23 protein-coding genes are annotated in these 21,372 nt (G+C 39.6%); 1 reads left to right on the top strand and 22 read right to left on the bottom strand.

From position 1 onward, the window contains the following. Positions 1-48: 48 nt before the first annotated feature. The 7 genes from ACNJYY_RS02735 to ACNJYY_RS02705 all read right to left on the bottom strand — a co-directional run bounded on the left by ACNJYY_RS02735 (position 49) and on the right by ACNJYY_RS02705 (position 5,826). Complete coding sequence (locus tag ACNJYY_RS02735; protein WP_416730472.1) at positions 49-699, bottom strand: hypothetical protein; 651 nt, start codon at positions 697-699, stop codon at positions 49-51. Positions 700-797: 98 nt separating this feature from the next. Next, the gene (locus tag ACNJYY_RS02730; protein WP_416730471.1) at positions 798-1,220 is read right to left on the bottom strand and encodes a DUF6526 family protein; all 423 of its coding nucleotides are present in this window, start codon (positions 1,218-1,220) and stop codon (positions 798-800) included. A gap of 27 nt (positions 1,221-1,247) precedes the next feature. Continuing rightward, positions 1,248-2,345: an ABC transporter permease gene (locus tag ACNJYY_RS02725; protein ID WP_416730470.1), complete on the bottom strand. Its 1,098-nt coding sequence runs from the start codon at positions 2,343-2,345 to the stop codon at positions 1,248-1,250. Continuing rightward, a complete protein-coding gene (locus ACNJYY_RS02720; RefSeq protein ID WP_416730469.1) occupies positions 2,342-3,271 on the bottom strand; it encodes an ABC transporter ATP-binding protein in 930 nt (309 codons plus the stop codon). The genes ACNJYY_RS02725 and ACNJYY_RS02720 overlap by 4 nt, the downstream gene beginning before the upstream one ends. A gap of 23 nt (positions 3,272-3,294) precedes the next feature. Then, positions 3,295-3,624, bottom strand: a complete 330-nt coding sequence (locus ACNJYY_RS02715; RefSeq protein ID WP_416731792.1) for an ArsR/SmtB family transcription factor — start codon at positions 3,622-3,624, stop codon at positions 3,295-3,297. 53 nt (positions 3,625-3,677) lie between these two features. Beyond that, positions 3,678-4,361, bottom strand: coding sequence for an SIMPL domain-containing protein (locus tag ACNJYY_RS02710; RefSeq protein ID WP_416730468.1), 684 nt, complete (start codon positions 4,359-4,361; stop codon positions 3,678-3,680). A 535-nt stretch (positions 4,362-4,896) separates the two neighbouring features. Further along, the gene (locus ACNJYY_RS02705; RefSeq protein WP_416730467.1) at positions 4,897-5,826 is read right to left on the bottom strand and encodes a dipeptidase; all 930 of its coding nucleotides are present in this window, start codon (positions 5,824-5,826) and stop codon (positions 4,897-4,899) included. A 126-nt stretch (positions 5,827-5,952) separates the two neighbouring features. On the opposite strand from ACNJYY_RS02705, the gene ACNJYY_RS02700 reads away from it, so the two are divergent. Beyond that, positions 5,953-7,614, top strand: a complete 1,662-nt coding sequence (locus ACNJYY_RS02700) for a glutamine--tRNA ligase/YqeY domain fusion protein (RefSeq protein ID WP_416730466.1) — start codon at positions 5,953-5,955, stop codon at positions 7,612-7,614. A gap of 214 nt (positions 7,615-7,828) precedes the next feature. Here the strand turns inward: ACNJYY_RS02700 and ACNJYY_RS02695 are convergent, their stop codons facing one another. From ACNJYY_RS02695 to ACNJYY_RS02625, 15 genes are all read right to left on the bottom strand, one after another. Further along, entirely contained in the window at positions 7,829-8,353 is a 525-nt protein-coding gene (locus tag ACNJYY_RS02695) for a M15 family metallopeptidase (RefSeq protein WP_416730465.1), read from the bottom strand. Positions 8,354-8,399: 46 nt separating this feature from the next. After that, a complete protein-coding gene (locus ACNJYY_RS02690) occupies positions 8,400-9,740 on the bottom strand; it encodes an FAD-binding oxidoreductase (RefSeq protein WP_416730464.1) in 1,341 nt (446 codons plus the stop codon). A 124-nt stretch (positions 9,741-9,864) separates the two neighbouring features. Continuing rightward, positions 9,865-10,698: an STAS domain-containing protein gene (locus tag ACNJYY_RS02685; RefSeq protein WP_416730463.1), complete on the bottom strand. Its 834-nt coding sequence runs from the start codon at positions 10,696-10,698 to the stop codon at positions 9,865-9,867. Between the two features lie 41 nt (positions 10,699-10,739). Then, complete coding sequence (locus tag ACNJYY_RS02680) at positions 10,740-10,970, bottom strand: excisionase family DNA-binding protein (RefSeq protein ID WP_416730462.1); 231 nt, start codon at positions 10,968-10,970, stop codon at positions 10,740-10,742. A gap of 90 nt (positions 10,971-11,060) precedes the next feature. Beyond that, positions 11,061-12,233: an MFS transporter gene (locus tag ACNJYY_RS02675; RefSeq protein ID WP_416730461.1), complete on the bottom strand. Its 1,173-nt coding sequence runs from the start codon at positions 12,231-12,233 to the stop codon at positions 11,061-11,063. A gap of 114 nt (positions 12,234-12,347) precedes the next feature. Then, positions 12,348-13,514: a hypothetical protein gene (locus ACNJYY_RS02670; protein ID WP_416730460.1), complete on the bottom strand. Its 1,167-nt coding sequence runs from the start codon at positions 13,512-13,514 to the stop codon at positions 12,348-12,350. Positions 13,515-13,537: 23 nt separating this feature from the next. Further along, complete coding sequence (locus tag ACNJYY_RS02665; protein ID WP_416730459.1) at positions 13,538-14,494, bottom strand: PDR/VanB family oxidoreductase; 957 nt, start codon at positions 14,492-14,494, stop codon at positions 13,538-13,540. A gap of 12 nt (positions 14,495-14,506) precedes the next feature. After that, positions 14,507-14,962: a dimethylamine monooxygenase subunit DmmA family protein gene (locus tag ACNJYY_RS02660; protein WP_416730458.1), complete on the bottom strand. Its 456-nt coding sequence runs from the start codon at positions 14,960-14,962 to the stop codon at positions 14,507-14,509. Then, a complete protein-coding gene (locus ACNJYY_RS02655) occupies positions 14,959-15,915 on the bottom strand; it encodes a heme-dependent oxidative N-demethylase family protein (protein WP_416730457.1) in 957 nt (318 codons plus the stop codon). Before ACNJYY_RS02655 ends, ACNJYY_RS02660 begins: the two co-directional genes overlap by 4 nt. A 92-nt stretch (positions 15,916-16,007) precedes the next feature. Then, positions 16,008-16,427, bottom strand: coding sequence for a VOC family protein (locus tag ACNJYY_RS02650; RefSeq protein WP_416730456.1), 420 nt, complete (start codon positions 16,425-16,427; stop codon positions 16,008-16,010). A 93-nt stretch (positions 16,428-16,520) separates the two neighbouring features. Then, positions 16,521-17,531 carry a FecCD family ABC transporter permease gene (locus tag ACNJYY_RS02645; RefSeq protein ID WP_416730455.1) on the bottom strand — a complete coding sequence of 337 codons (1,011 nt, stop codon included), beginning with the start codon at positions 17,529-17,531 and terminating at the stop codon, positions 16,521-16,523. Then, positions 17,528-18,571 (bottom strand): FecCD family ABC transporter permease, encoded by a 1,044-nt coding sequence (locus tag ACNJYY_RS02640; RefSeq protein ID WP_416730454.1) that lies wholly within the window; start codon positions 18,569-18,571, stop codon positions 17,528-17,530. The genes ACNJYY_RS02645 and ACNJYY_RS02640 overlap by 4 nt, the downstream gene beginning before the upstream one ends. Positions 18,572-18,600: 29 nt before the next feature. Beyond that, on the bottom strand, positions 18,601-19,551 hold the full coding sequence (locus ACNJYY_RS02635) for an iron-hydroxamate ABC transporter substrate-binding protein (protein ID WP_416730453.1): 951 nt from the start codon (positions 19,549-19,551) through the stop codon (positions 18,601-18,603). 68 nt (positions 19,552-19,619) lie between these two features. Next, positions 19,620-20,432, bottom strand: coding sequence for an ABC transporter ATP-binding protein (locus ACNJYY_RS02630; protein WP_416730452.1), 813 nt, complete (start codon positions 20,430-20,432; stop codon positions 19,620-19,622). Positions 20,433-20,608: 176 nt separating this feature from the next. Continuing rightward, the gene (locus ACNJYY_RS02625) at positions 20,609-21,355 is read right to left on the bottom strand and encodes a L,D-transpeptidase family protein (RefSeq protein ID WP_416730451.1); all 747 of its coding nucleotides are present in this window, start codon (positions 21,353-21,355) and stop codon (positions 20,609-20,611) included. Between the last annotated feature and the right edge of the window lie 17 nt (positions 21,356-21,372).

The raw sequence follows: 21,372 nt of genomic DNA, 5'->3' as shown, positions 1-21,372 counted from the left end.
GTTCTTGCCTCCTTTCACCTATTAGAGAGATAGGAAAAGAAAAAAGTTTCACTGCGTATGAAGAATATTATTTTTCTTTTTTATATCGACATATTTATAGAAAACAAAAAACGCAATTAAAAAACTAAAATAAAACAAAAGATTAGAGGCTAGAAGATTTTTATATGGTCTATATCCCGGCATATTACTATCTAACGTACCACTTAACAAAAAAGGTAGAACTATAATGATTCCACCTATGATTGCGCCAAACATTAACCAAATACCTTCTGATCGTTTCACGTAAAGATAGATAAAGAGAATTGGGCAGATCGTGAAGACCATTATTATGAATACACTCGTTCCAGACATAATAAAACCGTAAATAACTGCTGAGTGCAGAAGACTTGGTAAAGTTAGCAAAGTAATAATTAACGTGGGAAATAGAACTGGACTCATGTAAAGCATTCTCCTGCTCTTCATAATTAGCATTGAAATAAAAAATATTGATATTGCTATCCCAGTTATTTGAAGAAAATAAAACATGGAAGTGAGTGTTGGTTCCCAATTAAGAGATTGTTTCATTGCATAGTCTATTGATTCACTTCTATATAATAAGAAAAAGATCCAACCAATTATTAGCACTATAGGTGGTAGATAACCGGTCACTCTATAAATTATTGGATCTTCATCTAAAACTAGTTTTCTTTTCTTAGACAATTCTTAACATCCTTTCAAAATCAAATTTTCACTCTAACCTATACGATTAACAATTAGAAAAACCTGCAGAAGTTGGATAACTCCTGCAGGTTTTTCTGCTAGATTCTATAATGATCTGCTTTCCAGTTCGTAATCGCTTGTTTAATTTCCTTCGGTTTCATGTTTTCAGCTGCTGCTTTCTCGGCTAAAAGCGGAAGTTCTTCATCTGGTGCGAATCGAAGGGCTACGATCTGCCCTGCCGTGAGTCTTCTATCTAACAACTTTCCTGTTAATACGTAGTAGCGTAAGTTTTCTTCTGCTCGAATCGCACGATCTTGAGCTTTCAATGGATATAATCGAAGTAAAGCAAACGTCACTAACAGACTGAGTGCCATCACAATTAATATCACGCCTAGGAACTTATCTTCTGCTTTAAACAGATAGACAATGCTCGCGATAAGACCTCCAAGGACGAGCAAAGAAAGTACATAATGATAGATGGGGTGCATACGTGCATGATTGTTGTAATTTTGTGTAGTCAATACGTTCTCCTCTTTCTGTTATTTTATCTATTCCCACTTAAACGTAAAACTTGCCACGATAAACGCTCCAATCAACCAACCGCCGAGAATCATGGCCTCCATGCCGAGATCTAAAAACGAGGCACCTACGTTCATAGTCTCACGAAGAGCATGGCTTAAGTGAGCGATCGGTAAAATTTGTACGAACGGCTGCAAAAACTCTGGCATGTCTCGTATCGGAAAGAACACCCCACCTAAAAACAGCATCGGGAACGATAGAAAACCAGCAATCGGTCCCGCACTCTCAGGAGTCTTAGCAATACCTGCGATAATGAAGCCGATCGCCATAAACGCTAAAGTCCCAAGCGTGACAAATGCAATTACGGTTAACCATGAACCTCTGACTTCAATGCCGAACGCAGCCCAAGCGACAGCTAGTACAATCATCGCTTGCAAGCCGTTCAGCATAAAACGAGCTGTAATTTGCGCTGCAATAAATGTAGATGCTTTAAGTGTTGTTCCTTGCATACGTCGTAAGATTCCACGTTCACGCCATGACGAGATTTGGCCGGCCACTCCGTTCATGTTATTACTCATGATCATCATCGCCACGATTCCAGGTACTAGAAAGTCGATGTAACGAAGGTTAAGCGCTTCTACCCCTTTTGATTCTGTTATAACAACAGGCTCATAGCTCACTGATTTTTTACTGATCGTGTCAACTGCATTATCGACAAGCTGAAGTCCGACTTGGGACATCGCCATGTTCGTTTCATTATAATAAACAGGCAGTTTAAAAGGATCTGCTTTGTTTCCCGCAGCAAGATTTTCACCATAGCCTTTTGGGATCGTAATAACTAGTGTTAAATCACCTTGTTTCAACTGATCTAACACATCTTTTTCGTTTGAACTTTTTTCAAGGGATACCGCTTCGTTTTTTTCCATTTCTTTCACTAAGTTCTTTGACTGTTCACTCTTATCCTGATCAACAACAGCTGCCGTAATGGATACGCCATTACCGTTTCCTAAGAATGAACCTAACATGACCATCAGAACGATAGGAAATGCGAGGGTCCAGAACAGTACTTGTCTGTTCCTAAGAAAGATCCGAAGCTGAGCAAGTGTTAGTAGGTAGTATGATCTCATCCTTCTCTTAACCTTCTTCCTGTCATATGGATAAACACATCTTCAAGTGTTGCCGTTCTCGTTTGCAGATCTACAAGCCTCAGCTGTTTTTCAGAAGCAATAGCTATTAAACTCGTTAATGTTTTCTGTAGATCATCTGTATAGAGAACATGTACATCTCTCTGACTCCCCACTTGCTTTACTCCGTCAATCTCTGACAAAGCAATATCTACTTCATCATCGTTAAACTTAAATTCAACCGCGCTATCCGACTGAAGATTTCTTACGAGTTCACTAGGCGTATCTAGCGCAATTAACTTTCCTTGATCCATAATGGCGATACGGTCGCATAACACGTGTGCCTCATCCATATAATGAGTCGTCAGTACAACGGTTTTGCCCCGTTCCTTCAAGCGTAAAATAATATCCCATAATGTACGGCGTGCTTGTGGATCGAGTCCAGTCGTAGGTTCGTCCAAGAATATAATCTGCGGATCATGCACGAGTGCAAGTGCAATCGCGAGTCTCTGCTTTTGACCACCAGACAAACCTTTTATTCTGCTATTCTTTTTCTCTGTTAAAAGCATGTCATCAATTAATTCAGGAATCGAAATATGTTCGCGGTAAAAACTGCCGTAGAGATGAAGGATCTCATCTACGGTCAATAGCTCAAAAAGAGTGGTAGATTGAAGCTGTACACCGATGACTTCTTTTACTTTATCAAGCTCTTTTGTAATATCAAATCCACCGACGATTGCCGTTCCTTCATCAGGCTTACGAAGACCAACTAACATCTCAAGCGTCGTCGTCTTCCCTGCTCCGTTGGGGCCAAGCAGACCAAACACCTCGCCATTATGTACAGAGAACTTACTTCCATCCACGGCAGTAAAATCTCCATATCGTTTCACAAGTTTCTCAACCTTTATTATTTCTTGCTGCGTTTCCATTGTTCACTCTCCAAGCATATGCTTCACTGCTTCTTTTGTTTGCTGCAGCAAAACATACCTTCAAATTTTGTCCATAGCTCTTTAAGAGTAGAGATCCATTCACATGCTCCGTCCATTGCGTCCGGCTGTATCGCGTAATAGCGATAGCGCCCCTCTTTTCGGTGTGTGACAAGGCCTGCATTCTCTAAAACTTTCAAATGCTTCGAGATCGCAGGCAGCGACATATCAAAAGGCTGGGCTAACTCTTGCACACTCCTTTCTCCTTTTGAAAGCTGCTCAATAATCGTACGCCGAGTCGGGTCAGATAAAACTGAAAATACATCATTTAAGTGTTCTGCATTATATTTAACCATTTGGTTAATTATAATGCGCAACATATCAGACTGTCAATTTACACCTGTCCTTTCTAACTAAACGTATACTGAATTTTCACAGAGGCTGTAATCTTATTCTCGCCTGGCTGTATTGGTGTTTCAGCACTTTGTGCATACATAACAGCCTGAAACGGAACAGGTCTAGGAGGTAAGGATTGAGATACCTCTTGAACGTTGACCGGTACCGGCCGAAGTGTAACTTGTAATGCCCTTGCCATAGAGATAGCTTTTTGCTGAGCATTCTGAATAGCTAGTGACAATGCTTGATTATAAAAGACATCAGGGTTTGAAACGGTGAATTGAATGGATGATACAGAGTTAGCTCCGTTCGCTACCGCTTGATCGATAGCCTGCCCTGTTTGGCGAATATCTTTTACCGTTACCTGCAACTGGTGCTCTACACGATATGCTCTAAATTGCTGCTGACCATTTTCATAGTTATATTGAGGTTCAATTCGAAAACTAGATGTTTGAATATCGCTTTGAGGAATACCTAATGACATAATCGCTTGTATAACAGAAGCCGTTTTATCAGCATTCTCTTTTTGAGCTACACTTAAATTTGGATTTTCTGTAATGACTCCTATTGTAAGAAGAGCTCGATCCGGAACAGCAGAAACAGAACCTTCACCGGATACTATTAAGCGATTCATCGTTGTGAGGTCATCTTGCTGCCTCATGCCTACATTTTGAAAACCTGGATGATTGTAATACATAAACAGACTCCTTCCGCCTAGTTAATCTATATAAGCTATGAGAGTTTATGAGAGAAAAGAAGAGCATTTGAAGAGGGTATTTGGGGAAGTTTTGCTAGGTCAAGAGGACTTATGCTCGGTCGTGTGGTTTTATGATCGTTCACGTGGTTTTGTGATCGTTCGTGAAGATTTATGCTCGGTCATGGACTTTTATGATCGTTCCCGAAGTTTTATGCTCGGTCACGGACTTTTATGATCGTTCGTGAAGATTTATGCTCGGTCATGGACTTTTATGATCGTTCCCGAAGTTTTATGCTCGGTCACGGACTTTTATGATCGTTCCCGAAGTTTTATGCTCGGTCACGGACTTTTATGATCGTTCCCGAAGTTTTATGCTCGGTCACGGACTTTTATGATCGTTCGTGAAGATTTATGCTCGCTTATAGAATTTCATGATCGTTCACGGCAATTACGCTCATTGGCAGCTATAACACTACTATCCTTCTCAATAGAAAAAAGCTGACATCCCAGGAGAATGGCAGCCTTACCTTACAAACTATATTTTAGAAATAAAATTCATGAAGTTCTGAGTAGCAAATCCTCGGACTTCTTCTTCAGAATAATGTTTTAATAGCTCATTGATTAAGTTTTGAGTCATAGATGCATCTTCTAAATCCGTAATCAGTTGCGAGATGCCGTCAAAATCAGAGCCGAGGCCGATCTGTTTCACTCCGCCAAGTCCACAAAAATGGTCGATGTGCTTGATTAAGTCACTAATACTAGCTGACCCCTCATTCTTCGTAAATGGCGGGTTATACACAACGTGCACGACTCCACCTTTACCAAACATCTCTTTTGCCATCTCATCCGTCAAGTTACGCGGATGATCACACAGTACGCGTGAATTAGAATGACTGGCAAGCGGATAATCGGCAATCTCCATCACATCCCAAAAGGCACGATCACATAAATGAGATACATCGGTTAAAATTTTATTTTTATTATTGAACGCTACGATTTCTTTTCCGAATACCGTCAGACCAGCTCCACGCGGTTCTTGTGCACCATCAGCCGCAAGATTCGCGTGATTCCATGTTAGACCGATCAAAAGAACACCGAGTTGATGCAGGATGCTTAACTTTGTAAGATCATCACCGATCGCATCCACTCCTTCAAGCGTAAGCACTGCTCCGATCTCTCCATCCTTCATTGTTTGAAAGTCATTCCAGTTCTTCAAATGCTTCATCTCTGGATTTTTACCAAGAACTTCTTTATAGAAATAGTCCACTTGCTGAAGAGCGGCTTGAAATTTTTGATCGCTCGGAATAAAGGGCTCTATGAAAATCGCAAAGAACTGAACGTTCACTTTTCCCTTTTGCAGCCGTTTCTTATTGGTAGCAAGCTGTGGCGCATCCGCATAACTAAGCCTGCCGTCCGTTTCCCATAGTTTTAATAATGCATCGCAATGCAAGTCAATGACATTCATGCTGATCCCACCATTTCTTAGTTAAATAATCTCCATATCCCTAAAAGAATACGTTTAGTTGAAATTTATTTTTGTTATAATGTAAAGTATATCTTAGTTTACATATAAGGAAAGGCTTGATACGGGATGGAGAATAGTTCTTCTAATTTTATTAAAACAATCATCCAAAACGATCTGGAATCCGGAAAGCATAAGAAAGTCGTTACTCGTTTCCCTCCAGAACCTAATGGATATCTTCATATTGGACATGCAAAATCAATCGTAATCAACTTCGGACTTGCGGATGAGTTTGGCGGAGAAACAAATCTGCGCTTTGATGATACGAACCCATTAAAAGAAGACCAAGAATATGTTGATGCGATTAAGAACGACGTTGAGTGGCTTGGGTTTGAATGGGAGAACCTTCGCTTTGCTTCCGATTACTTTGAGGAAATGTATGCGCGTGCTGTACTTTTAATTAAAAAAGGAAAAGCATATGTGGATGACCTTACGGCTGATGAGATTCGTGAGTATCGCGGAACGTTGACAGAGCCCGGTAAAGAAAGCCCTTATCGCAACCGTTCTGTAGAAGAGAACTTAGATCTATTCGACCGCATGCGTAAAGGCGAGTTCGAGAACGGTCAAAAAGTACTTCGTGCGAAGATCGACATGAGTTCACCTAACATTAACTTACGTGACCCTGTCATCTATCGTGTCTCTCACGCAACTCATCACAATACAGGTGATACGTGGTGCATCTATCCGATGTATGCATTCGCTCATCCGATCGAGGATGCGATCGAAGGCGTTACACATTCGCTTTGTACAACAGAATTTGAAGACCAACGTCCTCTTTACAACTGGGTTGTGGAAGAGTGTGAGATGGAAAGCCAACCACAGCAGATCGAATTCGGCCGCCTAGGCTTAACGAATACGGTTATGAGTAAACGTAAGCTTAAGCAGCTAGTAGACGAAGGCTATGTAGATGGATGGGATGATCCACGCATGCCGACAATCTCTGGACTGCGCCGTAAAGGCTATACACCTGAATCAATCGTTGAGTTTGTAAAAGCAGCTGGTGTTTCTAAAGGGTCTGGTGTAACCGACACAGCGATGCTTGAGCACTTCATCCGTGAAGATCTTAAGGTAAAAGCACCTCGTACGATGGGTATTGTTGATCCATTAAAAGTGGTAATCACAAATTATCCTGAAGGACAGGTTGAAATGTTAGATGCTGAGATCAATCCAGAAAACCCTGAAATGGGATCACGTCAGATTCCGTTCTCGCGTGAAATTTATATCGAGCGTGAGGATTTTATGGAAGATCCTCCGAAAAAGTACTTCCGTCTCTTCCCTGGAAACGAAGTTCGCTTAAAGCATGCTTACTTCATTAAATGCGAAGATTTCATAAAAGATGAAAACGGTAATGTCGTTGAACTACATTGTACGTATGATGTGGAGACGAAATCCGGCTCAGGTTTTACAGGCCGTAAAGTAAAAGGAACACTTCACTGGGTAGAAGCGACACAAGCTGTACCTGCAGAGTTCCGTATTTATGAGCCACTTATCTCTGATGAAGATATGGAAAAGGAAGAAAATAGCGAAGGAAAGACATTCTTGGATTACGTAAACAAAGATTCTCTTATCGTAAAACAAGGATTTATTGAAGCAAACATGAAGGATGCGAAGCCTCAAGATAAGTTCCAGTTCTTCCGTCATGGTTATTTCAATGTTGATCCTAAGCATACATCAGAAGAAAAGATTGTGTTTAATGAGATCGTTTCACTGAAGAGTTCATTTAAGCTTTAAAAAACAACAAAAAAGAAGGGTTCCCAGCTCGGGAAACCCTTCTTTTTTGTTGTTGCACATGTTGCCAGGCCCAAAAAGTGAGTTTATAAGCCTTCAAGTAATTTTATAGACCTTCAAAAATTTTTATAGGCCATTAAAATTTGTTTATGGTCCTTCAAAACTTTTTATAGGCTTTTCGACAAACACCATATAAGAATCACAAGCTAATGGATTCTTATTTTTCTGGAGGCCGCTCTCCATACTGCAACTCCCGAATACTCAATCCAAAGTCCATCTCAAGATGCGGATAGTCCTTAAAACCAGCCCAATCTCCACCCCACTCGAAGCCCAAAGCTTTGGCGATTCCAACCACTTCCATCCAATCCGACTGTCCATTCCCATTATCATCCCGTTCAAGATCCCATACGACAGAACCATCATCTAACTTAAGAGCAAAATCAATCGCTAGACCGTAGTTATGATAAGATTCGCCACCTTCCACATGAGTCACAATGGTTCCTTCTCTTGAACGGCCTTGTTCATACAGCCGATCCTGTTCTGCTGCGGATCGAAAATCATCGGTTATTACAATATTAATTCCTTTTTCGGACGCTTTTTGTATTAAAAGATCACGGTTCTCTGCCACGATCGGATGCAATTCAGTAGGCAGTGGTGTGTTCCTCTTTTTCCATTCCAATGTGATCAGATAAAAGATAGATGCAAGAACTGCCAGAAATAGTATACTTTTGAATATTTTCAATGAAACAAACTCCTTTTGTCATGCAGCACTCTACCTACAGTTTATATCAACGAATGGATTGCGGAAAAGAAAACACTCTTTTAGGATCGTATTTTTGATTGATTCGTTGAAGCCTCTCCACATTTCTGCCAAAATACTCTTTTTCATAGTCTTTCAATTCGCTGTATGGAAAATTAACAAATGACCCTTTAGTGATGGTCTTCAAGTATCTAAACCTTTTTTCCACCCATCTTCTATTTTCTTCTGCGACTGCTGGATCTTCCCATACAGACTGGATGCCTAAGATATAACGTGCTTTTCGGTAATAAAAAGCAGACTCTGTTTTATCGACATTTCGAATATTACCTCCCATTGCATACACGGTGAGTGCTGCAAACACGGAACCTTCCGCACGCTTTTTCACAAGATTCACGATTGCTTCCACTTCTTCTCTATCGTATTCTTTATATACGAAGCGTCCGGTAGATTTAAACTTTTCATATGGCGGATAAGTAGACTGAACTTCCTTAACAGCTTCTAAAAAGGTTAAAGATTTAGCATTGATTTTAAATCCGTTTATTTTTTTATAAACATCTAACAGTTTCAACGTTTCTTCCTTCGTTCCATAAAAAAATCCCCGGCCAAAGATAGCAAGTCCTTCAGACTCAGCATTATACATGCTAGCATTCAGACACATTCGTTCATCTAAATTCACCAGCCACTTCTGCCATATTCTCAAAAATTTGCCTAGCTCTTTTGTTGTGGCATTAGGCTTGTAAAGTTCAAACAATATCACTTGATCGACTTTAGGGGGAAGTTTGAACGTCATGGAAACGACCACTCCAAAATTTCCTCCTCCTGCACCTTTGCATGCCCAGAACAGATCACTATTTTCTCTTTCATTTACTTTAAGAACTTTACCTTTGTAGTTAATTAACTCCAGTTCTACCAAGCTGTCACAACCTAAACCGAATAATCGGCTAGAGAATCCCCATCCTGCACCAAGCACAAAACCACTTACGCCTACAGTTGGACAAGTTCCTCCTGGGAAGGGATATCCTCTAGAACCTACCGCTTGATAGAGATCTTTATTTTGAATACCTCCTTGAACGGTAACTGTTCCTTCTTCCTCATTAATGGCGACATCGTTCAACCGACTGATGTCGATGACCAAAACACCATTACCAGTCGAATAGCCTTCGTAATGATGACCCCCTGATCGAATTCTTATATCCTTACAATATTTTTGTGCCCACAAAATGGCATGACTTACATCTTCATATTCAGAACAATAGACAATAACGCTCGGAAATTTTTGAATCGCTCTGTTCCATTCTTGCCGTGCAGCGTCATATTGCGGATCATCCGGTAAAACAATTTCCCCCGTTAAACCTTGAAAGATATCCATTCTCAACACCCTTTTAAGAAAATGAATTACATTTTAAAGTTTATGAGGAGGTGGCATGGCCAAATTCTGATATGCGAAAATAATAAAAGACCAGGTTTCCCTGATCTTTGTTCAATCTGTAAAGTTATTGTTGTGAACCGATCGCTTGAGCGAGGTTCGATTTAATGGAAACTTTCTCAAAGGATAAACCTAATTGAATAGCTGTCATCGCTATTTCAGGCCGGATGCCAGACAAGGTCGACTTCACTCCGATCAGACCAAGTGTTTCAATAAGAGAGAAGATCTGCTGAGCCACCATCGTATCAATAATTAAAACACCTGAGAGATCTATAAAAAGGTGTGTAATCTCTTTTTCGGTACACTGCTCGAGCGTATTTTCAACGATATACTTTGCTCTTTGTGTATCAATCACACCGATCAATGGCAAAAGGCCCATATGATTATTCAGAGCGATGACAGGTGAACTTAGCTCATTGATCATCTCTTGCTGCGCGATTAATTTTTCTTCACTATACTTTTGATTTTCTTCAACAAACCATGTCACAATTTTATTAAATGTTTCTATGATAATCTCGTTCCAAGCATCGATAATCGTTTGAGGATATTCACCTTGATAAAGATTAACGAATTCTTGTATAAGATTTAAATATTGCTTTTGTACGTTGAAGAATTCTTGCATGATAACTGTTACAGGTGTGTTCAAATGCTCATCATCTTGAGCAATCATAAGCACCCATCTTTCAAAGTCTTTTAGAAATTTACTTTCTTCCGTTACAAAAACCTCACAAAAATGTTCGTGAAATTCGTGATTTTGCTTTTTAAGCGTTTCAATCGTCTTGGGATTTGTGGAAGCGTATACCCCTTTGGCCTTTGATTTATCAATTGATTGGTACCAATCTTCCGTCAATTGCCATGTTTTCTCCATTAAAAAAGAATGCAGCGCTTTATCTCTATGCATCTCTTTTCCACTCTCCCCATCTACCCTAATTTATCATTACTTTAATCTTCGTCTTTAGCATCCCAATCTTCTGGAATGGGTTCACTCAAGTACTCTTCAACCATTTTCTTATATTTTTCTAACTGTTCAAAATGAGTATTGAACTGTTGCTTATTAATAAGATGCTGGTCACCGTCAAAAATGGTACGGATTTTATTTTGCTGAACCAAGCTTTCAACTACCGCTTCAGGCAACGATAGATATTCAGCCGTTTCTTTTATTGTAAGATACATACTCATACATCCTGTCTAACTTTTGTTTAATCTTAGCTTACAGCAAGTACGGTATGGATTCAATATACCCTAAATAATAGCTTCTAAAATCTAATTGAAAGATTTTTTATTTTGTATTAAATGATTTCTCATTAAAATAACAAAAAGAAATAGGATTACATCTACAAATCCATATACTAATCCGTAACTACCAAGATGATAGAGGAAACTGCCTAACAGGGGTCCAATCGACATCCCCATGTATCTGAAAAAGTTATACGCACCGATTGCTGTAGCCCGATTGGATTGAAACTCTTGTGTAAGAAGAGCTGTCTGAACGGGTAGTGACATCCCTAAGAAAAGACCGAAAAAGGAGATCACAATAATTAATAAGATGAGCGACACGTTCGAGACTAGGATAAATAAAAATAAAGAAATTACGTTTAAAAAGGCAGTGTATACAATCACTTTTCGTTCATTATATTTCCTCATTTTTCCCCCAATAAAGCTTCCCACTACGATTCCTAGTGATAGCGGTAGGAAAACCAGGCCCTTTTGTTCTACAGACAATGAGTACCTTTCACTCATAATAGCGGGTAAAAATACTAAGAAGTTATACAGAGCGTAGTATTGAATAAATCCTAAACCGATTACAGTGTAACCTATACGGTTTTGCAGAATCGTAAGAAAATCTTTAAATCTGAATTTCTGTTTTTTTGTTGTACTTGGTTTTGTTTCGTTCAGAAAGATGAAATTTCCTGCAAAGATGATACATCCAACACAGATTAATGCAATAAAAATCATATGAAAATCAAATGAAGCACTTAAAAAACCACCAACTACAGGACCTAAAACTGGTCCTAGTGATACCAACATTTGAAACGTTCCCATAGGTTGGATCCGCTCTTTTCCTTCGAACAGATCACCAATAACCGTTACCGCTACAACTGAACCTGATGCAATTCCGATGGCTTGCAGTGAACGAAACACTAAAAGAAATTCAATGGATGAAGAAAAATAACATCCAATCGTAGCTAATAAATAGATCAGGATGCCTGATAACATCACTTTACGCCTTCCGATTGAATCCGTAAGTGGTCCATAAACCATCTGCATCAAAGCCAGGAAAATCGTATAGATCGAGATTGAAAAGTTAACCAAGAAAGGTGTTGTATGAAGTTCTTTCGTCACCTCAGGAATAAGAGGTACGTAGATCGTTTGAGAAAAAGGACCGAGAAACGCAGCAAGTGCAACAAGGTAGACTAACAATCTGCGGTGCTTCACAAATAAAAACTCCTATCATTTATAAAATAAAAAAGTCTGCTGAAAAAATTCAGTCAGACTTCCCTTACATTAACATTTTAAATTATACACCTTGTGAAACACTTTTAATAAGAATTAGCTTGCGGTCGTTGAACTTTGATTGAGCTTTTCAATGTCTTTTCTATATTTTTCATGGTAGATGGCTGGTTTAATATCTCTTATCATATAAGCCAGAATACTGATAAGAGGTGAAGCTAACGTGAACATAATAATGTGTACCAATAATCCCACTTCAAATTTTTCGGGTATATTCAAGACACCATAATTCACTACCATCATTGCTAATATCCACTGGAGTATAAAAACCCCCGCAAATTTAAAATAGAATCGTTTTTTTAATTGTGGTACTCCATATAAATACAGAGTTAAGAAGATGGTAAATATGAAGTAGAAAGTTACCTTAGTTGGCCATGTTAATGTTTCATCACTATTATATTGATTGTGAAAGAGAAGAAGAAAAAGTACCATCATGAAGAATTGACCCGAAAATATCAACTTGTTCCCAAGCTTTTTTTCTACAAATAGATTAGCTTGCATAAGCCTTTTAGTAATTGCCAATGTATAAAGATTTGGTTTCTCATTCGTAACTAGCTTTAACCCTAAGTCTTTTAGAGAATCCTTCAAAATATAAGGTCGCCTATCAACCTCATTTACTACCACATTTAAAAAATCTATTGCTGGAACCTCTGTTAATTCAAAATCGGTAATTTCAATTGGAACATAGTGGTTCTGTAAATTGATAAGCCACGGGTAAATCTCTTCTTCGCTATGATGTGCAAACCGAAATACATCTAGTTCTCCATCTTCTTTTCGATAAACAATATTCAGTGTTACATATTTATGGTAGCGTGTTTTCGTATCAAGGGAATTCGTTTGATATATACTTATTGATAATGGTGAGATTAAACATTTAATTGCACTTGAGAAAACAAATTCAGAATGATGTACTTTATTAGTCTCTTTATTCGTTTTTGTCGTTACATAGCCATTATATGAGAGTTCCCAATTAGTCACGTTTTTGGAATGTTTAATAGGTGCTGCTATTAGAAGTATGGTAAGTCCAGTTAGGATTAAAGATACTAGTAGCATCAAAGTACCTACTACAATGTCGTCTTCTAATACTAATAATGTTTCTTTGGTAATTAATACTGTCAGACCGGCAAAAAATAAAACAAATACAATTGTAATTATCCAGTGATACCAACTTATTTTATCTGTGTATTTTCCGTTTTTCCCGTACATAACATCCTCACTATTTTCCTGTATTATATCTTCAATACTAGTTTATCTGAACATCCACGTGAAACACAGGCCAAAATATAATTGTGCTCATTCTTTTGTTCTGCACTAAGAAAATCATCAAAATGTTCAATCTTTCCTTCAGCGACTGGAATTTCACATGTACCACATCTACCTACTCTGCATGAGTACGGAATATAAATATCATTTGCTAACAAAACTTCTAGAAGGGTCTGTTTCTCTTCTACAATTAGTTCACTCCCATTTTGAAGAATCACTTTGAATGATTTCATTGCCTTATTTCGAGTGAGTAGGAATCGCTCATAGTGTACGGAAGATTCAGGGTATCCTAGCTTTCCTGCTGCTGTCCTAAACTGCTCAATAAACCCTTCAGGTCCACAAAAATAAACATGCGTTCCGATTGGATGATTTTCTAAGGAGGTGGTTTGCAAACGTTGTTGTTGATCGGAAAAGTAAAAACGGCTTTGACTAGGGTAGTGTTTTTTTATGTATGGATAAAAAGCACAGCTATCCTCAGATTTAGAGGCGTAATGAAGTTCAAAGGTTTGATTCTGCACGGAAAGGTCCTGCATCATTGCAAGGAATGGGGTAATCCCGATGCCTGCCGCGTAAAACACATGATGTCTCGCTTTAAAGCTAAGATAAAAATGATTCTTCGGGTAACTGATTTGAAGTTGATCTCCGACTTTCATCCCCTGATGCCAGTGGAGTGAACCACCTTTAGAATCCTCACTTAATCGAACAGCAATTTCATATTTCGTAGTATCATCTGGATGACTTACTAAAGAATACTGTCTCACAATAAGTCCTGACGGTGTTTTTAGGTAAGTAGAAATATGCGAACCTCCACTAAATATTGGAACTTTCTTTCCCGTTTCTGGGGACAGCGTAAACTTCTTAACCTGCTCCGTTATCTTTTCTATAGAGATAACCCGTACACATAAAGTAGGTTCAATGGACAAATAGACCCCCTCCTAACCTGTAGCTGGATAGCCTAAAAATGCATGGCGAAATTCAGAATAGTGGTCTGACACTTCAAGCTTTAATTCACATTGATGGCAAGTTAATTCAGTTTGTTGCTCTTCTGCTCTGTTCAGTTCATGACAACGGCAACAGAATATACTGATCCACTTCTCACCATAACCAATATATTGAGTCTCATCACTCGAGAAGCCGATACGTTTTGCCATCCTTTGCACGGTATGAAGTTCAGAGTAAGGCAGCACCACATAGAGAAAAGTTCCCATCTTTTGCTTACTTAGAAATTCTTCTAGGCACTCTCTTTTTTCAGCAGAAAAAGGATACCACTCATAAGCCAACTTCTCTTTCTTTACGTGTTCGAACACACTACTTAAAACTCTTAATCCATGCTCATCTGAACAAAAGATATATTTTCTTTTTCCTTCTATGAAGACTGCCTCAATGCTCATAACGTCTTCACCTGTTGAAGGTGTTTCTCTAAGTACTCTAACACAGTTTTTTTATAGGTAGAGATTCCTTTGTACTCGATAATATGGGCAGGAAGTTCAGAGAGGATTTCGTAAAATTGCTGCAGCCATTCTATTTTTGTTGCTAGTTGTTCCAGAGCCAGCAAATGTGTGTGAATAGAAAATAAAACTCCGTTTGTACGTGGTAGTCTGAATAACTTCTGCACCTCTACACGAATATGGACAAGCTCACCTGCGTTCTCACTTGTGACCTTTTTACGGAGACGTCCCCACTGATCAAAGGTTTCAAGCGATGTATCAAGTCGATCACCTGCCATAAGCGACCAATTCAAACGTTCCCAAGGTGTTCCTGCTTCAAGCCTCATAAGAAACTGTAGAATTCGTTGATCTAGCCCTTCTTCCTTAAAGCCTGGAATAGGATGATGAATGCTTTTAAATTTCATTCCTATGTTAAAAGCGAGAGACCAGTTGGCAGGAAAACAAAGCTGTCCTGCATCTAAATACAGATTATCGTCACGCTGTCTCATGTATATGAGATCTTCTTGCACATGCTGACTAATAAAGAACAACGGTTCACATGGAAGAGAGGTTTTCTCACCAAAAATAAATTCCTTCTTTTCATCCAATAACTTATTGGTAAATATCCATCTATTATTCTCTTTCTTGATTGAAAAATCTTGTGGGTACTTCGAAACTAAGTGATTGATCACGAGCTCAACAATCTCCCAATGCCCTGTAATAGAATGTGGCAGCGATTGATAACATCGTTCTGGGTGATCACTCATTAGTTTTCGCTTTAATAGCATCTCTTTTTTGTAACTCGGGGTAACCTCTATGCAAAAAGGCTGTTTCATGGGGATTGAATTGTTGGAATAACGATACGTTGAACCTTTAAACGGATAAGGAAAATGTGCAAGATCACCTGTCCACTTCATATCTTCACCCTTTACAGAATATTCTTATAATTCATTGTAAAGAAATTTCATGTGCTTGGAAAGGCAAAAAAAGAGAACTAACTTTTAGCAAGTCAGCTCTCCTCCTTCTTATCTGGATAATCACACAGCTCAATAATCTGTCCTTGTGAATGCGCAGGGTTCATATAAATCAACCTTCTGCCAAAAGGATTTGTTCGATACGTATCTTTTAAAAAGGTATACCCTCTAGCTTCAAAGTCATCAATCGTTTGAAGAAGATCGTCCACTTCATAAGCCAGGTGATGCACACCCTTTCCCTTCTGCCGGATGAACCGCTCGATCGGAGATGTTTTACTTGTAGGTTCAAGAAGTTCAATCACCTGGTTTTCAAGCTCAATTACGGCAATGTGGGTCTCCACTCCAGGCTTTTCACTCGTATATCGTTCAGTCAGCTTTCCGCCTAGTACATTCGTATAAAATTCGATTGCTTCGTCTATTCGTCTTACCGCAATTCCGGTATGGTCTAGTCTCATCACGTTCACCTCATTTAACTAGCATTATAGAGGGTTGAAGGAATATAAGCAAAAAGGCAGTCCTTCTGAAAAGAACCACCTTCACAGAATTATTTAATTCTTTCGTGCCAATAAATACATAAAGTACGGTGCCCCAATGATGGTCACAATGATTCCAGCTGGTATTCCACTAGGATCTAATACTACTCTTCCGATCGTGTCAGCTGCCAGGAGTAAGATGCCTCCGATTAATGCTGCAACGGGAAGGAAGGCTTGGTGTCTCGGACCGACTAGTGAACGTGCGATATGAGGAGCCATCAATCCTACAAAAGCAATTCCACCACTGACTGCTACAGAAGCGGATGCAAGCGCTACCGAGACCATGATCAACGAAATTCGTTCTCTACTTACATTCACACCTACACCGACAGATACGTTCTCATGCAAATTCAACGTATTTAATACATTGGATTTAAACATCGTATAAGGGATAAGCAACAAGATCCATGGCAGCAACGATAAGACAAACGTCCAATCATCGCCCCAAATCCTGCCTGCCATCCAGTTCGCCATGAACGAATAATCTTCCATATCTAATCTCGTTGATAGTGTTAATGTTGCTCCATACAAAGCAGCTGCTAAACCCACACCAACTAAGACGAGCCGGGTAGGTTCAACACCTTCGCCTTTTATGTAAGACATGATGTAGATCACAAACGCTGTTAGCATTCCACCGAATAATGCAAATAACGGCAGTACATATAAAAAGCTTGTTGTTTCCACTGTAAAAAACATAATATACACCACAACCATCAGACCAGCACCAGCATTTATACCTAAAATACCAGGGTCTGAAAGCGGGTTCTTCGTGATACTTTGGAGGATGGCACCAGATACAGCGAGCCCCATCCCCGCAAGAATAGCAACAATGATACGTGGTAAACGGAACTCAAAAAGAATGAGATTCTCTCTCGGTGTTCCTTGCCCCATTATGGTTCGAAATAATTCTGAAGGAGTTAATGAAGCAAAACCTGTTGCTACACTTATAATGAACACGGCAATCAACATAAGAATCGCTGCAATTGTTGTTACTCTTACTCTCTTAATCTTACGCGCATTCATCATGACAGTTTTCGTCCTCCTTTTCTTGCAAGGTAAAGGAAGAAAGGTACGCCAATCATCGCGACAACTGCACCAACTGGCGTTTCATACGGAGCGTTCACGGTTCTCGCAAATGTATCCGCTAAAACCATCAGCACACTTCCAAAGATCGCCGAACAAGGAATGATCCAGCGATAATCGGTTCCCACTAAAAATCGAACAATATGAGGAACCATTAAGCCTACAAAGGCAATTGCGCCTACGAGGGAAACGGCGGCACCAGCAAGGATCAACACGACAGTCATCAGAATACATTTTGTTAATAATGTCCGCTGACCTAGGCCTCTCGCCACTTCTTCACCAAAGCTTAAAATGGTTAACTGTCTTGAGAACATAACAGCTACAATGATTCCAACTAATACGACAGGTACGATAATTTTCAGCTGGGTCCAGTTTGTGCCTGACACACCACCTGCTGTCCAAAACGCAAGGTCTTGAGAAAGCTTAAAATATAATGCAATGCCTTCTCCTAATGAAGAAAGCAGTGCAGAAACAGCTGCACCTGCTAACGTAATCCGGATTGGAGTCAATCCACCTCGGCTCATGGAGCCAAGTCCGAATACTAACATCGCACCTATTCCTGCACCTATAAAGGATAGAATCATGACTGTAAGGTAGTTCGCTTCTGTATGAAAAGCAAACACACAAGCAAGAGCAAGGCTTGCTCCCGCGTTCAAACCAAGTAGACCAGGGTCTGCTAACGGGTTTCTAGTCATCCCTTGCATGATCGCTCCACTCACAGCAAAGGCCGCACCAACAATTGCTGCACCAAGCTCTCTCGGTAATCGCAGACTCATAATAATACGGTCAGCTTCCCTGGTAGGATCATAGTTGATCACAGCGTTCCAAACTGTCAGAAACTGAATCTTAGCGGCTCCAACTGATATTGCAAGAACGATACTCAACAAGAGAAGTACGAACCCAAACAATAAAATAGCTGTTCCTACCGCTGGTCTAGAATACACTTTATTCTCTTTTATAAGCTTGGTTTTTGTTTTGAACATAGCGTTTGTCCCTTTTTATAAAGTGCTTATTATTTCTTTTTCGTTAACTCTTCAACGATAATATCTAGTTCTTTTTCTAGCGAGATCGGGTCATTGAAATAGAATGACTCTGAATCAAACTTAATTGCGTTACCGTTCTTTACAGCCGGCAACTCTTTCCATACATCTGACTCCAAGAATGAGTTATCAGGATTTCCAGTTCCTGTTCCTACAAAGATATAATCTCCAGCGTATGTTGGTATCACTTCAGTAGAAATGGCTTTCCAGCCTGGACCGAATACATCTTCTTCTAACTTCTTAGGAGCTTTAAGCTCGAGCGCTTGGTAGATCACTTCTGTACCGCGGCCCCAGTTCTTACCGTATACATACATGTCTTTTCCGAATGCTTCCATAACCATGAACGTCTTGTCTTCACCGATTGCTGATTTTACTTTTTCACGAGCTTCAGCCGCTTTCTTCTTCCACTCTTCTACCCATGCCTTCGCTTCTTTTTCTTTATTAACCATCTTTCCGATTTCAACGTGTTGTTCCATATAGTCATACTTGTCATACGTCATTGTAACGGTCGGTGCGATCTCTTCGTATTTCTTAATATTTTTGTCATCAGAGTACGTAATGATAAGGTCCGGATCTAATTCTAGTAGCTTTTCATAAGAATCAGCTGTTACAACTTCAGCTTTGTCCAATTTGTTTCCGTAGAATTTATTTTGTTTCGGATATTCATTAACTGCTACTGGTGTGATGCCTAAGTCTAGTAGATTACCTGCATACGTTGCAGCCATCATTGCAACACGTTTCGGTTCAGCTGGCACTTTGATCTCTTTCCCTTTTTCATCTTTATAGATTCTCGTTTCTTTCTTCGACGATTCTTTTTCACCTGAGCTTGCGCCTTCTTCTGACTTATTTCCGCATGCTGCAAGTACAAACACTAAAAGCAGTGTCATAAAGCTCAATAGTAATTGTTTTGTTGTTCTTTTCATCTTGTTATCCCCCTATATTTGACAATAAAAATCATTCTCATTTAGTTATAAAAAAGAAAGGCGAATTTCTACGCCAAGTTCTCAACTAACTTTACATTCTTAATCAGATCATACGTTAGACATACAGGTTTTCTCGTCCTCGGATCCACACCGATCTCTGCATCAATATGAAATACATTGCGTAGGACCGTACGTGTCATTACCTCTTCCGCCGTACCTTCTTTTAAAATAGAACCGTCTTTCATCGCGACCATATGGTGAGCAAAGCGAGACGCGTGGTTCAGATCATGAATGACCATTACGATAGTTCTCTTCTCATCCCGGTTCAACTGGTTTAACAACTCTAGAACTTCCAACTGGTGTGACAGATCCAAATATGTAGTCGGTTCATCCAACAAGATAATATCCGTTTCTTGAGCTAAAGCCATCGCGATCCATACCCGCTGGCGTTGCCCACCTGAAAGCGCGTCTACTGAACGATCTTTAAACTCGAGAACACCTGTAACGTCTAATGCCCAATCTATCACTTCAAAATCTTTTTTTGTAAGCTTTCCGAAGCCTTTTTGATAAGGAAATCTTCCGTAAGAAACGAGTTCACCGACCGTAAGCCCTTCTGGTGAATCTGGTGACTGAGGAAGAATCGCCATTTTTTGAGCAATCTTTTTCGTAGATTCTTTGCTGACGGCTTTACCATCTAGATAAACCACACCGGATTTAGGATTTAGGATGCGCGACAACGTTTTTAAAACCGTTGACTTCCCGCAGCCGTTCGGTCCAATGATTGTCGTAATCTTACCGTCTGGAATGGAAATGTTAAGATCCTTTACGATGTCTCGTTCACCATATGAGATTTGCAAATGCTCAGCATACAGTCTAGACACTTTATTCGCCCTCCTTTAAAACAATAATTTGAAATGTATTTAAAGCATTGAATTTAATTGAAAATGATTATCAATCTCGTTCTCATTTTATTGGATATGTATGAGAGTGTCAACGGGAATTTTATTTTTGATATAAAAAAATCAGCCTTTGTCCTTCAAGGCTGATCTGTCATTATTTAAAACATCCCCAAAGCCTTCTTTGTCGCCGGTCCTACTACACCATCAACTGTGAGCTTCTTAGCTTTTTGGAACTTGCGAACAGCGGCATCCGTATTGGCTCCGAATACACCGTCTACTCCTTTAGTACTGTAGCCTAGATTCGTAAGTCTTCGTTGAAGCTCCATGACTTCGGCACCACGGCTACCCTTTTTAAGATTAACGACTGAGAATACAGGCACCGTCGAACTGTTTGCTACCTTATATCCATTTGCTGCTGCTAGAGCAGGGAACGACTTACCTGAAGTTGTGATCACAACAGGGGTATTAACCGAAATCCTTGCATACAACCACTGCACCTCGTTGTTGTACATACGGATACAGCCTGCGCTCACATACTTACCTATGGAACTTGCATTATTGTTTCCATGGATGGCATACGTCGTCCCCCATGTTCCATTTGCGTTTAAGCCTAACCATCTGTTTCCTAAAGGATTCCGCGGATCTCCACCTGGAATGTTTCCTGTATAATAAGGCCGATTCGTGATCTTGTTTACAATTTTAAATTTACCTTCTGGCGTATAGGAGGGTAGTTTACCAGTGGCTACTTTAAATACCTTTGATAGTTTATTATTCTCAAAATACGCAAGCTGGTTTGTTGACTTATTTATGACGATAAATGATGAAGCTGCTGCCTTTGCTGGTTGAACTAGTAAGAACATGAAACCAAACATCAGTAATGCAATCAGTACTTTTTTCGTTTTCATTCCTTCTCTCCTATTCT

Source organism: Fictibacillus tiangongensis, from assembly GCF_048083785.1.
GTDB lineage: Bacteria > Bacillota > Bacilli > Bacillales > Fictibacillaceae > Fictibacillus.
This window is presented reverse-complemented; position numbering and strand designations above follow the sequence as displayed.

Bases quoted from the DNA above. Each gene is read 5' to 3' on its own strand.
- ACNJYY_RS02725 (WP_416730470.1), bottom strand. From the start codon at position 2,345: ATGAGATCATACTACCTACTAACACTTGCTCAGCTTCGGATCTTTCTT.
- ACNJYY_RS02720 (WP_416730469.1), bottom strand. From the start codon at position 3,271: ATGGAAACGCAGCAAGAAATAATAAAGGTTGAGAAACTTGTGAAACGA.
- ACNJYY_RS02715 (WP_416731792.1), bottom strand. From the start codon at position 3,624: ATGGTTAAATATAATGCAGAACACTTAAATGATGTATTTTCAGTTTTA.
- ACNJYY_RS02710 (WP_416730468.1), bottom strand. From the start codon at position 4,361: ATGTATTACAATCATCCAGGTTTTCAAAATGTAGGCATGAGGCAGCAA.
- ACNJYY_RS02705 (WP_416730467.1), bottom strand. From the start codon at position 5,826: ATGAATGTCATTGACTTGCATTGCGATGCATTATTAAAACTATGGGAA.
- ACNJYY_RS02700 (WP_416730466.1), top strand. From the start codon at position 5,953: ATGGAGAATAGTTCTTCTAATTTTATTAAAACAATCATCCAAAACGAT.
- ACNJYY_RS02690 (WP_416730464.1), bottom strand. From the start codon at position 9,740: ATGGATATCTTTCAAGGTTTAACGGGGGAAATTGTTTTACCGGATGAT.
- ACNJYY_RS02685 (WP_416730463.1), bottom strand. From the start codon at position 10,698: ATGCATAGAGATAAAGCGCTGCATTCTTTTTTAATGGAGAAAACATGG.
- ACNJYY_RS02680 (WP_416730462.1), bottom strand. From the start codon at position 10,970: ATGTATCTTACAATAAAAGAAACGGCTGAATATCTATCGTTGCCTGAA.
- ACNJYY_RS02670 (WP_416730460.1), bottom strand. From the start codon at position 13,514: ATGTACGGGAAAAACGGAAAATACACAGATAAAATAAGTTGGTATCAC.
- ACNJYY_RS02660 (WP_416730458.1), bottom strand. From the start codon at position 14,962: ATGAGCATTGAGGCAGTCTTCATAGAAGGAAAAAGAAAATATATCTTT.
- ACNJYY_RS02655 (WP_416730457.1), bottom strand. From the start codon at position 15,915: ATGAAGTGGACAGGTGATCTTGCACATTTTCCTTATCCGTTTAAAGGT.
- ACNJYY_RS02650 (WP_416730456.1), bottom strand. From the start codon at position 16,427: ATGAGACTAGACCATACCGGAATTGCGGTAAGACGAATAGACGAAGCA.
- ACNJYY_RS02645 (WP_416730455.1), bottom strand. From the start codon at position 17,531: ATGATGAATGCGCGTAAGATTAAGAGAGTAAGAGTAACAACAATTGCA.
- ACNJYY_RS02640 (WP_416730454.1), bottom strand. From the start codon at position 18,571: ATGTTCAAAACAAAAACCAAGCTTATAAAAGAGAATAAAGTGTATTCT.
- ACNJYY_RS02635 (WP_416730453.1), bottom strand. From the start codon at position 19,551: ATGAAAAGAACAACAAAACAATTACTATTGAGCTTTATGACACTGCTT.
- ACNJYY_RS02625 (WP_416730451.1), bottom strand. From the start codon at position 21,355: ATGAAAACGAAAAAAGTACTGATTGCATTACTGATGTTTGGTTTCATG.